The sequence below is a fragment of the Staphylococcus sp. HMSC072H03 genome, from assembly GCF_001809305.1.
Classification (GTDB): domain Bacteria; phylum Bacillota; class Bacilli; order Staphylococcales; family Staphylococcaceae; genus Staphylococcus; species Staphylococcus hominis.
In genome coordinates, this window is record NZ_KV796914.1 from 182,253 (window position 1) to 195,684 (window position 13,432).

Sequence of the window (13,432 nt, forward strand, 5' to 3'; positions counted from 1 at the left end):
AACTAGTTCAATACATCACATTACGATAGTCATCTTATAAATAAACATCTTCTTTAGTTAAATTTTTTTATCCATTCATCGTTTAGAATATACATGACATTATTTAATAAAAAAAAAGTGGGATAGAATTCACTTTGAATTCGTCGTCCCACTTCAGCAAAAAAGACTAAAGTTGAAAAAGCTTAAACAAGCACATTTTCAATTCAGTTATCAATTGTCAATATATTAAAAATACCTGAGACATTTAATAATGTCCCAGGCTTTATTTCAATAACTCGATGTCCTATCCAGTTATCTACTTAAATCTTACCACCAACCGTTAGCATTACGGAAAGCAATTGCTGCATCCCATGAACCGTAACGTGATTTAGCATAGTTAGCCATACCTTGAGTTTGTGATGCTACTGAACCAGTACCCCATGATTGATTAGTTTGGCCTAAACCATGGTATTGACCATTAGAAGCATTTGGGTTACCGCTTGATTCTGGCATTACGATAGCGTTCCAAGCAGCTTCAGTACCACCGTTAGCTAAGAATTGAGCTTTAACTGATCCACCAGTTGAAGCAGTTGAGTATGAAGTTGTTTTTGGTGCTGAGTATGAAGTTATACGAGCACTGTAGTTATTGTAGCTAGACGTTCTTTGTACTGGAGCTGAAACAGCTTTTACATTTGAAGTGCTAGCTTGATTATTTGAACTTACTGATTGAGTTGAAGCTTGATTATAAGACTCAGTGTAGTCAGTAGTTGATTGAGCTGTGTCAGCACCACCAGTGTAAGTATAGTTCCAAGACCAAGTGTTACCATTTGAAGTAAAGTTATATTTGAAACCGTCTTTTACGAATGAAATGTCATATGCACCAGCTTGTACTGGGTGAGCATTTAATTCAGATGGGTTATTTTGAGCTAAGTCAGCTAAATGAGAATAGTTAGTTGTTTGTTCTGATGCATGTGCACTGTGATCGTTTGTTAAAGCATATCCTGTTAAACCTAAAGTTACTGCTAATGACGAAGCGATTACTGTCTTTTTCATAATAAATAATTCCTCCAAAATTGAAATATATATTTTCGTTATGTTTCGTTCTTTGTTTAAGATTAATTTCTGTTTTGATTTGTTGTTTAACTTTTGACAATAGCTACTATAACACAAAATTCATAGAATAGTATTACGCTTTTTTTACAAAAAATTACAATTAATCCATCATTTTGTAATATTGAAATATATTAAATACTTCTTGTAATATATAAAATCTATCAATATGGAGTTTATTTTTATTATAAATTAACGTTTTACAATACTTTCTTACAAAAATTACAATACTTTAACATCATTAGTAATATTACAAATTAATGTTTTGTTACATTACTGTAATATTTTTAAAGTGTAATTGGCTATTTAAATTCTTTATTTTTGATAAAAAAACAAGAGCTTGTACGTATTCAGTTTCCTTATTTATTTTTAATAATCCTTTACTCCCCAAAGTACCTTTTCACAATTACGAATAATATATTTTAGTATCTCAATACGAGAGGTTTTTTTATGATCAGCAGGGACCACAAGCCATGGTGCATAGGATGTATTTGTTTTCTCAACCATATCGTGACTTGATTCCACGTATAAATCCCATTTTTCTCTATTTCTCCAGTCTTCATCTGTAATTTTCCATTGTTTATTAACATTTTCTTGACGATCTTTAAAACGTTTTAATTGTTCTTCTTTATCTAATGTAAGGAAGAATTTTAAAATAATCGCTCCTTCATCTGTCCACATTTTCTCAAATGCGTTTATTTCATCATATGCACGTTGCCATTCATCGGCAGTAGCAAAACCTTCGACACGCTCTACCAATACACGACCATACCAACTTCTATCGAATAATTCGATGTGCCCTGTTCTTGGCATTTCTTTCGCAAATCTCCATAAATAATGATGTTTTAATTCAACATCTGTAGGGGCACTAATGCCATTCACTCGATAACCCGTTGGATCTAATTTTTCTCTAATTCGTTTAATATTTCCGCCTTTACCAGCTGCATCCATACCTTCAAATACTAAAATAAGTGGAATCTTTCTATCATATAAAGCGAATTGAATTTCTCTCATACGATTTTGCAATTCCTCAATGAGCTGTTTATATTCATCTTTTTTTACTTTATCCACCTTTCTATCAAAAAGGTGTGTTTTAAAATTAGAATGAAATTTACCGTCTCGCTGTTCTTCTTTTTGCTCATGCTTCTCAATCGCTGTTTCAAGACGTTTGATAATATGTTCATACATTGTTTCAATCGCTTTTTCTCTTTCGGTATAATCAATGATTTCCCATGCTTTATCATTTTTTATAAATTGACGCATGTCTTTAAGATAAATATCTGTTGAAAGTACATTACTATATTCTTGAACTTTCCAACGCGTCAATGGATTATCTTTGGTTTGTTGAATATGTTCTTGACGTTTTTCTTCATTAATTTCTATGAAAAACTTAATGATTTCATAGTGATCTTGTTTAAGCATATTTTCAAAAGAAGAAATTTGTTGTTTGAGTACATCATAGTTTTTATATTTGGCGTGTTTAATTTTATTTTCTCTATAATCTAGATAATGAGAATACCAACTTCTAAAATAAATATTTATATCACCTTTTTTAGGTAAGGTATTCCAATATTTTTGTAAAAATTGATATCTTAAATCATCCTGTTTAGGTGACTGTGTCGCAATAAATTGTGTATACTTCGCATCTAAATTTAATAATAACTCATTAGATAAGCGCGTCTTCCCAGATGCAGGTACACCCTCAAATAATATCATCACTGGAATGCCTAGTTCATGTGTACGTCGTGTTAATTCTGCTGTTTTTAATGCTAAAGCTTCAATTTTTTTCGCCATTAACCCTTCATCCTTTTAATCTTTTTTCTATTTTATTGTAACATTATTGGCGTTTATCGTTTAAATTTAAAAATGCCTGAGACAATTCATCATGTCCCAGGCTAATGCGTTTATCCCATAAATTTGTAAATATCATTTGTGAATAATTTTAAGACTCTGCGTAAAATAACATCTAGTATAAATGCTGTTACTAAAGGTACAACAAAAAATCCAATAATAATTAGGATGATACTCATAACAGCTGAATCAACGTGTAAAAATTTAAATGCACTAATCGGCCCAATCATACCAATAAATCCAAACCCAGCAGACTCTTTTGTTCCAGCAATACCGATAAGACTACCCACTACACCAGAAACCGCTGCGGTAATCAAAATAGGTAGCATAATAATTGGATATTTCACCATATTTGGCATCATCATTTTCACGCCACCAAAGAAAATAGAAATTGGTACTGCAACACGATTTACTTGACTTGTGCCAATAAGTAAAACCGCTTCAGTAGCTGAAATACCAATTGAAGCTGAACCAGCTGCCAAACCTGTAATACCAATGGCAATAGCAATAGCTACTGTTGATAATGGGGAAATAATAATAAAACTAAATACCATTGAGATTAACATACACATCAATACGGGTTGTAATTCAGTGAAACTATTAATCATATTACCAATCGCAATATTTATAGTATGTACATATGGTAGGATGAGCACACCAATTGTAGCTGAGATACCTCCAACAATTGTTGGATAAACAATTAATGCCATACTTCCTACACGTTTTTCAATAAGTAGAATAAATAAAACTGCAATTGCAGCAGTAATCATCGTATTGATTAGATCACCAATACCTGCAATAATCCAAGCCCCATTCTTAAATTGAGCAGCACCACTTCCTACATAAGCTGCACTTGATACGACTGCAATCGCAAGAGGAGTCATATTAAATTTAATCGCAATTAACGCACCTACTAATGCTGGTACAGTAAATTGTAATGCTTGAACAACATGTAGTAATGTTGCAAAAATAGGATGGTGATGCATAAGAGCTTTAAAGATTTCACCTAAAATGGCATTCGGTACTAAACCTACCACAATCCCAATAGCCACTCCGGAAAGTACTCTAAAAATAAAATCTCCAACGCTTATTTTTCTAAGTTCTGTTGTCATTCTTATACCTCCTATAATATTTTGTTGTTGTATTAAGTAATGATAAAAAATACTATAACACATTTTCTAAATTTTCAGAATATTTATTTTATCATTTTCTTAAATTTTTCTAGTTTTATGGATATTTTAAGAATTTTGACCAACAATATATATGTAATTTAAAAAGAAAAAACAAATTTCTTCTATTATAATAGTTTAAAATAGAAAGAGTAATCATACTCTTTGACAACCTTCTTTGTTCGTTTAATAATTTAAAGTAATCACATTTTAAAATGAAAGGGGTGTCTTTGTGCCAAGCAATAAAATGGATCCAAGAGTCATACGTACAAAACAATTACTCGTAGAAGCATTTCTAAATGTGTCACAAGAAAAAGAAATGACCCAAATTACAGTAAAAAATATTACTGACCGTGCTACTGTTAATCGGGCTACATTTTACGCACACTTTAATGATAAATATGAAATATTAGATTATTCATTATCAATGACTGTTCTTAAAGATATTAAAGAAACGTTGTCTATTTCAGAAACGCTCAATGGTCAGATTATCTCTAAATTATTTGTCTCGATAGCATATTATTTGGAAAATGTACAAAATGCTTGCAAACTCAATCGTGAGACATTTTGTAACCATGCTCATAAATGCATTAACAACGAGTTGGAAGCTATGTTTACCCTTATGTTACAACATAAATATCCCGAGCACGATTCTAGTATTATTGAAAATAGCGCAAGCTTTTTAGCCGCTGGTTTATGTGGACTGGCAAGACATTGGTTAAATACAAGCGAACTAAGTGCTGAGCAATTTATTAATCAAAACTTACCATTTTTACTTCACCATATTACAAATCTATAATTCTATAAACAACACTTACAGTCTTAATGATTGTAAGTGTTGTTTTATAGAAAAGCATGCGACTTGCATAAAATGATTATTTACGTTATATTATAAACAACACTTGTTGTTTAGATAATAAGTGTTGTTTAAATAAAGTTTAGTTAGGAGGGATGATATGTCCAAGATAGAAAATCATGAGGGTTTTAAACGTACCTTTAAAAATCATAAATTAACATTAGGTCTATCCATACCATTTGATAGTAAAAATAAAGAGTATATTGATTTTAATGAACAAGTGAAGTTTGCACAACAAGCTGAACGATTAGGATTTACAAGTTTATTCGTGAGAGATAATCCACTTTATAGTCCTCATTTAGGGCCCGTAACTGAAAATTACGACCCATTTGTTTTCCTAACGTATTTAAGTGCGTTTACCTCAAAAATTGCACTTGGGACCAGCAGTATTGTGGCAACACTACGTCATCCTATCCATTTAGCTAAATCAGCAGCCTCACTTGATCTTATTTCCAATCAACGTTTATTACTCGGTATGGCTACCGGTGATCGCGCTTTCGAATTCCCTGCATTTAAAGTAGATGAAAGTGCATTAACAGAACGTTATCAAACAACCATTCAATCATTAAGAGCACTTTGGCAATCACATTCTCCCAACATTTCAAATTCAATTTTTGAATTATATGAGGATTCTGGGTTACAAGTATTGCCTAAACATCATACGATTCCGATGTTTGGTACAGGCTACTCAAGACAATCCATGTCCTGGTTACAACAGCATATGGATGGTTGGCTATTTTACGCACAACCTTTTCAAGATCAAAAGAAATTAGTTGAAGCTTGGCACAGTGGTACCGACCGATTCAAACCGTTTATGAATATTCTAATGATTGATTTATCCCAAAATCCAAATGAAACCGTAAAACCGATTAAAGGTGGTTTCCGTACTGGACGTAAAAATTTACTACAAATATTAAAAGCTTATGAATCCATTAATACAAATCATATTATCTTAAGATTTACAAATGATGATCGTGATATCGAAGCACTTATAGAAGAAGTTGGAACGTATATTGTACCCCACTTCCCAGCTCATACAAATTAGGAGGAATAAATAATGAGAGAATTACTAGATAGAATTAATCAATTAGCAAATAAAGAAAAAGTTGAAAGTTTGAGTGTTGAAGAAAAACAAGAACAACATCAATTAAGACAAGAATATTTAGGAATGATTAGAGGCCAAGTCCTTCATACATTCTCAACTATGAAAGTTGTCGATCCACTTGGTCAAGACGTTACACCTGATAAAGTGTATGACTTAAGAGAAGAATACGGCAACATTCAAAAAAATTAAAATTTTATTATCAAGACTTAGACTGCCTTCAAAGTTCTGACTTTGAGGGCAGATTTTTTATGTCCATATTTTGAGTAAAGTTCTTAATTGAATCACAGCTCATTTTGTTGAAACCCTTTCCTAGAGAAAATATAAAGTAGTTCTTTGATTTTAATAATTAAAACTACTTAATGAAGTGATTGCTCACTTATGTTCGTTTATGCGACTGATTCTATATGCCACTCAACAAATATATTTCATAGTCTATCGTAGAATAGTTCAAGCCACAAATATTTATTTATAAGATATATTCAGGTATAGAATCAAACATCATAACTTATCACGATAATAATTATGATATTATATAAAATAAATATATAATAATATATAAAACAACTAAGAAGGTGCATCTATGAATAAAGTATCATATAATTTCCCACCATCAAGAATTGAAAGAGCAAAAGATAAATTAAAAACATTTATTTATAATGAATATTATTTTAGTCCTGGCGATAAAGTATTAGAAGCTGGATGCGGGGATGGGGCCATCCTATTCAAACTTATTGAGAAATATAAAATTGAAAGACATGGTATTGATATTTCTGAAAATGCAAAAAGTATTGCAACTGAGTATATGATTAAAACTGGAATCAAATTTAAGTATGTTATTGGAGATGTTCAAAATTTACCTTACCCTCAAAATACATTTGATACAGTTAGTTCATTAGGTGTTATAGAACATTTTCTAAACCCTGATAAAGTCATGAAGGAAATGTATAGAGTATTGAAAACTAATGGACACCTTATATTAATGACACCAAATAAATATTCGTTTGGTATTTTAGATAAGAAAATAAAAATTTTATTAAAAGTTTGGAAATTTGGTTATCAAACGGAATATAGCGTAAATGATTTAGAAAAGATAGCTAATAAATATGGTTTTAAAGTAGTCTCACGAAAGACTTTTAAGAACGACTCAATCAGTTTTAAACTGATTTCATCAATTGATCAAATATTAAATGTTTTTAATAAAAATTTTGGATTCTACAGTTATATCTATCTCATAAAGGAGGTAGATAAAAATGATTATAAATCATATCAAACTTCAATTTAATGAGACAGTTACAAAATATGATTCTGTTTTAATTGTTTTAACCTATCAAGGACATCTTGTTTTTGTTAAAAATAAAAAAAGAGCATGGGAATTAACAGGAGGTAAGGTAAACCATAATGAAACGATGAATGAGACAGCTATCAGAGAGGCTTATGAAGAGTCTGGCGCTGTCATCAATGAAAGTGATATAGACTATTTAGGTTACTATATACTACCAAATGGCCATACCACTACAATTACAAAAGCTGAAGTAAGCTATTTTAAAGATATACCGAAATATTCAGAAACTACTGAAAGAATACTTACGAAAGAACCATTAGACAAAAATTTATTATCATTTCAAGATGGGTTATATGAAGAAATTTTTAAATATTTAGGGGCATACCATGAATAAGGTTAAAAAAGGGTATTTATTTAATATTATTTCCGTAGCAATCATGTCTTTAACCCCAATATTAAACAAACTTTCACTCACTGATTTATCACCTATTCAAGCAAGTTTTTTTAATGCTTTGTTTTCAACTTTAATATTATTAATAACTGTATTACTCGATAAAAGTAAAATAAAAATCTATCATAACAAATTTATATGGCTCTTAGGTATTACTAATACAATAGGTATTTTACTCCAATATGTAAGTTTAAGTTTGTTAGATCCAGTTAGTGTTGGATTATTAGGAAGATTTTATATTATATTTGCGTTGTTTCTTTCAGTGCTCTTTCTAAATGAAACGTTGTGCAAAAACGATACCCTTCCTATAATTTTTGCTGTTATAGGTTCATTCTTGATTACTCATTTTTCAGGTGATTTTAACAGTATATTAGGTGTGATTGTCACCCTATCTTATACATTCTTTTTTGCGCTAACGAATATGTTAGCTAAAAAGACCGTCAAAGACATTGATTCTAAAACCATCTTACTATACAATCAGGCGACTTCTACTTTGTTGCTAGGTATCATATTAATTGTGACTAATCATTTACATACCATACATATAAACATAGGCTTGTTCTCTATTTTACTTTCTGCTTTGTGTAGTGGCGTAATAGGACTTTTATTATTTTATGAAGGTTTGAAATACATTTCGTTTCGTGAAGCGAATATTATAAGAACCCTCAATCCTATATTTGTGTTTATATTTTCTTTCCCGTTTTTCCCTTTACCATTAACGCCTAAATTCATAACCGGCGCGATTTTAATCATTATTTCTATTATTTATATGAATCTATATAAAGATAAAAAAACGTCTTCATGATAACTTTTTCATTAAAAATGCGCCCCACCATTAGATCTCATTCTAACTTTGGGGCGTATATTAATTGGCGTATTTTATAAAATTAATTGAACTAACAAACTAAGAAATTATATTTATGTCCATCTGGATCAGCAAATGTTGCACCGTAATAACCTTGAGAAGTCTTAGGTTCATCAATCACCTTACCACCTAACGCTTTCACTTTATGCAGTAATGTATCCACTTCATCGTTCGTTTTAACATCTAATGATATGATGACTTCATTAAAGACGAAATAAAATACTTCGGATTAAGACGACTTAACCCGAAGTATTTTATTAGGCCAATATGTGATCCATTGAACGATTCACACTACTTGCATACATACCACCAAATTTAACTAAATGCACCATGAATAAATATAATCTATAGAACTCTAAGCGTTTTTCTGCTCCTTTTCCTAAAGGATAATGCTTTTCATATTCATTATAAAACTCTTGTGTAAATCCACCGAAGACAGTAGTGATACCTAGGTCAAATTCTCTATCTCCATATAACGGGGCTGGATCAAATAAAGCGGGACGCCCATCTTTTAAAAACATATAATTACCGCCCCATAAATCACCGTGTAAAAGAGACGGTTTGCTATTATGATTTTCTAATTCATTAATCATAACAGAACGTACTTGTTCGTATACTTTATTATCTTCTTCATTCCATAAATTTTTACGTAATAGTTCATCTCTTAAATGATCCATACGACGTTCTACAAAAATTTCACTCCAAGACTCTGACCATGTATTATCAAATGAGACATCAGCACCTTCATAAGGTAACTCGAATCCAAACTTACCTTCTGACTGTTGATGACTATGCATTTTGGCTACAAGTTGTCCTAATTCTTTTTGACTTCCTTTACCGCCTTCTTCTAAATAACTGAGTAATAGATACGCATCGCCATTAATTTCGCCATTTTCAATCACTCTTGGTGCTGTAATATCTGCTTTTTCAAATGCTTCTAGTCCAGCCATTTCGGCAGCGTAGAAAGAGGGTTTACGATTTCTTTGAACTAATAAAAAATATATATCATCGTTTGTTGTAATTTTAAATGCTTCATTTACATCTCCACCGCTTACTGGTGAAATATCTTGAATACCCTCTAAAGGTAATTGATTTTTCCAATATGATTTCATTAATTATCCTCCTTAGTCCAATTCTTTATCTACTATTCTATTACCTAAATGGATGTGCTTTAACCTTTGTCATTCCAAAATGATTTAAAGTTAGGCAATTTTTCAAACACTTTCAAATTTGACTATTCATTTTTAATCGAACGTGCTAGTCTATTAAAGGAATGTTTTTTCAATGATATTAAATGAGGATCGTAAGCCTCAAATACAATGAAATGGAGCATTATAATGTACAAATTAATTAAACCTCTTTTATTCAAAATCGAACCTGAAAAGGCACATGGATTAACAGTAGATGCCTTAAAATTCACTCAGAAAAACGCTTTTTTACTACCTTTTGTAAATAAATTATTTACATATGAACACCCCTCTCTTTCACAAAACATTAAAGGGATAACATTTAAAAATCCAGTTGGTTTAGCTGCTGGTTTTGATAAATCATGTGAAGTGCCTAAAGCACTTGAAAATGCTGGTTTCGGTGCTCTTGAACTTGGTGGCATTACACCTAAACCACAAGATGGCAATCCTAAACCGCGTATGTATCGCTTACTTGAAGATGATGCCTTAATCAATCGTATGGGCTTTAATAATATGGGGATGAATAAAGCTTTATGGAATTTAAGACGTCATGCTTACACTATTCCTGTAGGTTTAAATGTGGGCGTTAATAAAACGACACCTTACGAAGAGCGTTATCAAGATTATATTAAAGTCATCGATGCGTTTAAAGCAGATGTATCATTTTTCACTGTGAATATTAGCTCACCTAATACTGAAAACTTACAAAGTTTCCATGATAAAGATGAATTTTCAATGTTATGTCATGCTTTAATAGATTATAAAGCACAACACGAAGTGAATGTCCCAATCTTTTTAAAGCTAACTTCAGATTTAGAACTTGAAGGTTTTAAAACTATTTTACCTCAAATTACAGAAACCTTTGATGGTATGATTTTAGCCAATACCACACGTCAACGTGATGGATTATCTTCTCCAAATAAAGTAGAAGACGGAGGATTAAGTGGTCGACCTTTATTTAAACGTAATTTAGAACTTGTAAAATGGGCTTATCAACAAACGAATGGCGAATTTTTAATCATTGGTACAGGTGGTATTTTTAGTGCACAAGATACTATTCAAATGATGCGAAATGGTGCGTCACTTGTACAAATCTACTCATCCCTCGTGATAGAAGGCCCTGGTTTAACTAAAAAGATTAATCGAGATATTGCTAAATATTTAAAAGCAAACCATTATAGTCATATTAGTGAGATTATTGGACTAGATGCTAGACGTTAAAATATTTCACTAAACGATAAAGTGTACTATACTAATATTACACGTAGCACGTACTATCGGAGGGTATGTTGATGACTATAGAAGATAAACAAACAAAGTCACAAACTAAAGATAAGAATAACATTGAAGATGCCAAATCTTCTCAAGAATACGATAATAGTATCGGTTACAATGGTGAAAAGAAAGCAGCTTTGGATCTTGAAATTGAACGTGAACTATTAGAAATGATGGAAAATAAAGATCCTGAACCTGAAAAAGAGAAGAAAGGTATAAAAATTGCTGGACTACTATCTGCCCTTGTTATTGCTATTTTAGCTATTGTGCGTTTTATCCATCGTACGTTATAACTAAAAGCGAAGGAGTAAGAAAGAATGGTTAACTCATTCTCTCTTACTCCTTTTAAAATTGTTCTAAAAATGCTTTAGCTTCTCGATTAATTTTTTTAAAATCAATACCTTGTTCCATCGCTGCAAATACACATCCGCAATAACATTGTCTAAATATATTATAATCATTACACATTTCTATAGACCGTTCGTAACCTTTATTTTTCTTAAAATCACTAGGTAAATAATATGTATTGTATAATCGTTGAACTTCCATACCGAGTTCGTTAATTAATTGAGCATTCTTTTTAGGAGATAATGTTAATGCACTACCGAAATAATCATATCCATACTTCACTGCTGCTTCTGCGACAAGCTCTAAACGCATCTCAAAACACGCTGTACAACGTTTTCCACCTTCAGGTTCTTCAGTAAGACCACGCGATTTTGCCATCTTCATGAATTCATATGGCTGATAATCAGCTTCAATATATTTTACCGAATATCCAGTCTTCTCATTAAAATCTTTTACAAATTGTGCTTGGACTTTGGCACGTCTTAAGTATTCATTTTTAGGATGAATGTTAGGATTAGCAAAATAAATAGCAATATCTGCATACTGAGATAGATATTCTAATGTATATGTGCTACAAGGTGCACAACAACTATGTAATAAAATTTTAGGGCGAACGCCTTCACGCTCCCATTGATTAATCAGTTTTTTCAACACCCTATCATAATTGATTTTTTGATTTTTCATCTTCTTAATCATAGGTTCAGCATTTAACATTTCTCAATTCTCCTTATAAAATATTATATATTATTTTTAGTTTGAGACTTATACAATAAAAATATATCAGATATTATCGACTTACTATATCTTGAACTTTTTTAATAGCCTCATCTTCTATTTCTTTGAAAATTTTTATTGCCCTATGTATTTTTTATATTATTTCTTAAAGATGGTGATTACTTAAATTCATTAATGACACGCGTATCACATTGAGTACATACATTTTAAATTGGAACAAATTTACTTCCATAATGCTTACAATAAGCCACTAAAACCTCTTCCAAATAATCTACGTAGTACTCCGAAATCATCGAATTGACTAATTAACGATGATCCAAATAAATGTAATGCAAATCCAATAATAACGAAAAATATGATAACACCGTAAAAACTAGGGATACGTAATTTTCTATTTACACTATATTTAGCAATTAAATATATACATGATGTGAATAATAAGATAATCGAAAATACTCCTAATACCCCACTTAAAATATAAAGTTTTAAAAATAGTGAAATAAATCCTAACAAAAGTATAAGCACTGATAATGTATTCGTTAAAATAAAGTCTGACAAAACTTTTTTAATTTGAAAAGGTTGAAGTACAGTTAAACGTATCACTCCATAAGTAATAAAGAAAAGAATAGCTATAGCAATAGCGATGCCTAGTATTACTCTTAGAACAATAGTAAATACTCCTGAAACGATATAACCAAAACTATCTTCAATCATAAAATGAATAAAAAATCCTAAAATTAATAAGCCCACTATCACTAATGAAGCTAATAATGAGTAACTAAATGAATGATGACTCTCAATGATTGTATCATGCCGTTTAAACACTTGTTTAAAGAATTTTTTACTTTCTTCGACAACAGATTTAACTTTTTGACTTGAAGCACTAGGATTACCATAACGTTGTTGATAAGATGTATAATCAGGTGCATCTTGCGTTTGAGATGACTCAATATTGTTGTATTGATTCACTGTAGGCTGTTCTTTTGATATAGCATTTGGCGAAGTAACAGAACTTGAAGTAGAGTGATTTACACTTTTGTTTATATGACTATCCAAGTTTAATGATTCTGGTGTTGTTGTAGATGGTGTAATCTGATCTAATTTCGTTCCACATTCTCCACAAAATAAATCTCCTTGTTGATATGACTGACCACAATTTGGACATTGCATCCTATATACCTCCATAAACATAAAATTCGAAATCATTATACCATTAAAT

14 protein-coding genes and 1 pseudogene are annotated in these 13,432 nt (G+C 31.0%); 8 read left to right on the forward strand and 7 right to left on the reverse strand.

What is annotated here, in order from left to right:
• Nucleotides 1–306 precede the first annotated feature (306 nt).
• From HMPREF2578_RS09645 to HMPREF2578_RS09655, 3 genes are all read right to left on the reverse strand, one after another.
• Nucleotides 307–1,032, reverse strand: coding sequence for an aggregation-promoting factor C-terminal-like domain-containing protein (locus HMPREF2578_RS09645; protein WP_070508428.1), 726 nt, complete (start codon nt 1,030–1,032; stop codon nt 307–309).
• Between the two features lie 426 nt (nt 1,033–1,458).
• Entirely contained in the window at nt 1,459–2,883 is a 1,425-nt protein-coding gene (locus HMPREF2578_RS09650) for a phosphate--AMP phosphotransferase (protein WP_049382428.1), read from the reverse strand.
• 110 nt (nt 2,884–2,993) lie between these two features.
• Complete coding sequence (locus HMPREF2578_RS09655; RefSeq protein ID WP_049434794.1) at nt 2,994–4,052, reverse strand: PTS sugar transporter subunit IIC; 1,059 nt, start codon at nt 4,050–4,052, stop codon at nt 2,994–2,996.
• 304 nt (nt 4,053–4,356) lie between these two features.
• On the opposite strand from HMPREF2578_RS09655, the gene HMPREF2578_RS09660 reads away from it, so the two are divergent.
• From HMPREF2578_RS09660 to HMPREF2578_RS09685, 6 genes are all read left to right on the forward strand, one after another.
• Nucleotides 4,357–4,908, forward strand: a complete 552-nt coding sequence (locus HMPREF2578_RS09660; RefSeq protein WP_202596561.1) for a TetR/AcrR family transcriptional regulator — start codon at nt 4,357–4,359, stop codon at nt 4,906–4,908.
• A 157-nt stretch (nt 4,909–5,065) separates the two neighbouring features.
• Complete coding sequence (locus HMPREF2578_RS09665) at nt 5,066–6,010, forward strand: LLM class oxidoreductase (protein WP_070508429.1); 945 nt, start codon at nt 5,066–5,068, stop codon at nt 6,008–6,010.
• Nucleotides 6,011–6,022: 12 nt separating this feature from the next.
• Complete coding sequence (locus HMPREF2578_RS09670; RefSeq protein ID WP_002488270.1) at nt 6,023–6,259, forward strand: DUF896 domain-containing protein; 237 nt, start codon at nt 6,023–6,025, stop codon at nt 6,257–6,259.
• A gap of 391 nt (nt 6,260–6,650) precedes the next feature.
• Nucleotides 6,651–7,352: a class I SAM-dependent methyltransferase gene (locus HMPREF2578_RS09675; protein ID WP_017175096.1), complete on the forward strand. Its 702-nt coding sequence runs from the start codon at nt 6,651–6,653 to the stop codon at nt 7,350–7,352.
• The gene (locus HMPREF2578_RS09680; RefSeq protein WP_002449463.1) at nt 7,321–7,746 is read left to right on the forward strand and encodes an NUDIX hydrolase; all 426 of its coding nucleotides are present in this window, start codon (nt 7,321–7,323) and stop codon (nt 7,744–7,746) included. The genes HMPREF2578_RS09675 and HMPREF2578_RS09680 overlap by 32 nt, the downstream gene beginning before the upstream one ends.
• Nucleotides 7,739–8,608, forward strand: a complete 870-nt coding sequence (locus HMPREF2578_RS09685) for a DMT family transporter (protein WP_070508430.1) — start codon at nt 7,739–7,741, stop codon at nt 8,606–8,608. Before HMPREF2578_RS09680 ends, HMPREF2578_RS09685 begins: the two co-directional genes overlap by 8 nt.
• 91 nt (nt 8,609–8,699) lie before the next feature.
• On the opposite strand, the pseudogene HMPREF2578_RS09690 reads toward HMPREF2578_RS09685, so the two are convergent.
• Both HMPREF2578_RS09690 and HMPREF2578_RS09695 read right to left on the reverse strand, forming a co-directional pair.
• Nucleotides 8,700–8,873 (reverse strand): annotated as a pseudogene (locus tag HMPREF2578_RS09690) (VOC family protein); the annotation flags it as partial.
• 52 nt (nt 8,874–8,925) lie between these two features.
• The gene (locus HMPREF2578_RS09695) at nt 8,926–9,780 is read right to left on the reverse strand and encodes a fructosamine kinase family protein (protein ID WP_019835160.1); all 855 of its coding nucleotides are present in this window, start codon (nt 9,778–9,780) and stop codon (nt 8,926–8,928) included.
• A 225-nt stretch (nt 9,781–10,005) separates the two neighbouring features.
• On the opposite strand from HMPREF2578_RS09695, the gene HMPREF2578_RS09700 reads away from it, so the two are divergent.
• Nucleotides 10,006–11,076, forward strand: coding sequence for a quinone-dependent dihydroorotate dehydrogenase (locus HMPREF2578_RS09700; protein ID WP_017175099.1), 1,071 nt, complete (start codon nt 10,006–10,008; stop codon nt 11,074–11,076).
• Between the two features lie 71 nt (nt 11,077–11,147).
• A complete protein-coding gene (locus tag HMPREF2578_RS09705) occupies nt 11,148–11,423 on the forward strand; it encodes a hypothetical protein (protein ID WP_070508431.1) in 276 nt (91 codons plus the stop codon).
• Nucleotides 11,424–11,475: 52 nt separating this feature from the next.
• On the opposite strand, the gene HMPREF2578_RS09710 is transcribed toward HMPREF2578_RS09705, so the two are convergent.
• Together HMPREF2578_RS09710 and HMPREF2578_RS09715 are read right to left on the reverse strand one after the other, a co-directional pair.
• Nucleotides 11,476–12,192 (reverse strand): epoxyqueuosine reductase QueH, encoded by a 717-nt coding sequence (locus tag HMPREF2578_RS09710; protein WP_017175101.1) that lies wholly within the window; start codon nt 12,190–12,192, stop codon nt 11,476–11,478.
• A 258-nt stretch (nt 12,193–12,450) separates the two neighbouring features.
• A complete protein-coding gene (locus HMPREF2578_RS09715; RefSeq protein ID WP_017175102.1) occupies nt 12,451–13,383 on the reverse strand; it encodes a zinc ribbon domain-containing protein in 933 nt (310 codons plus the stop codon).
• Nucleotides 13,384–13,432: the final 49 nt, after the last annotated feature.

What these genes read in the sequence shown, in the direction of transcription:
- HMPREF2578_RS09705 (WP_070508431.1), top strand. Translation starts at nt 11,148, where the DNA reads ATGACTATAGAAGATAAACAAACAAAGTCACAAACTAAAGATAAGAAT.
- HMPREF2578_RS09685 (WP_070508430.1), top strand. Translation starts at nt 7,739, where the DNA reads ATGAATAAGGTTAAAAAAGGGTATTTATTTAATATTATTTCCGTAGCA.
- HMPREF2578_RS09710 (WP_017175101.1), bottom strand. Translation starts at nt 12,192, where the DNA reads ATGTTAAATGCTGAACCTATGATTAAGAAGATGAAAAATCAAAAAATC.
- HMPREF2578_RS09650 (WP_049382428.1), bottom strand. Translation starts at nt 2,883, where the DNA reads ATGGCGAAAAAAATTGAAGCTTTAGCATTAAAAACAGCAGAATTAACA.
- HMPREF2578_RS09680 (WP_002449463.1), top strand. Translation starts at nt 7,321, where the DNA reads ATGATTATAAATCATATCAAACTTCAATTTAATGAGACAGTTACAAAA.
- HMPREF2578_RS09715 (WP_017175102.1), bottom strand. Translation starts at nt 13,383, where the DNA reads ATGCAATGTCCAAATTGTGGTCAGTCATATCAACAAGGAGATTTATTT.
- HMPREF2578_RS09655 (WP_049434794.1), bottom strand. Translation starts at nt 4,052, where the DNA reads ATGACAACAGAACTTAGAAAAATAAGCGTTGGAGATTTTATTTTTAGA.
- HMPREF2578_RS09700 (WP_017175099.1), top strand. Translation starts at nt 10,006, where the DNA reads ATGTACAAATTAATTAAACCTCTTTTATTCAAAATCGAACCTGAAAAG.
- HMPREF2578_RS09695 (WP_019835160.1), bottom strand. Translation starts at nt 9,780, where the DNA reads ATGAAATCATATTGGAAAAATCAATTACCTTTAGAGGGTATTCAAGAT.
- HMPREF2578_RS09665 (WP_070508429.1), top strand. Translation starts at nt 5,066, where the DNA reads ATGTCCAAGATAGAAAATCATGAGGGTTTTAAACGTACCTTTAAAAAT.
- HMPREF2578_RS09675 (WP_017175096.1), top strand. Translation starts at nt 6,651, where the DNA reads ATGAATAAAGTATCATATAATTTCCCACCATCAAGAATTGAAAGAGCA.
- HMPREF2578_RS09660 (WP_202596561.1), top strand. Translation starts at nt 4,357, where the DNA reads ATGGATCCAAGAGTCATACGTACAAAACAATTACTCGTAGAAGCATTT.
- HMPREF2578_RS09670 (WP_002488270.1), top strand. Translation starts at nt 6,023, where the DNA reads ATGAGAGAATTACTAGATAGAATTAATCAATTAGCAAATAAAGAAAAA.
- HMPREF2578_RS09645 (WP_070508428.1), bottom strand. Translation starts at nt 1,032, where the DNA reads ATGAAAAAGACAGTAATCGCTTCGTCATTAGCAGTAACTTTAGGTTTA.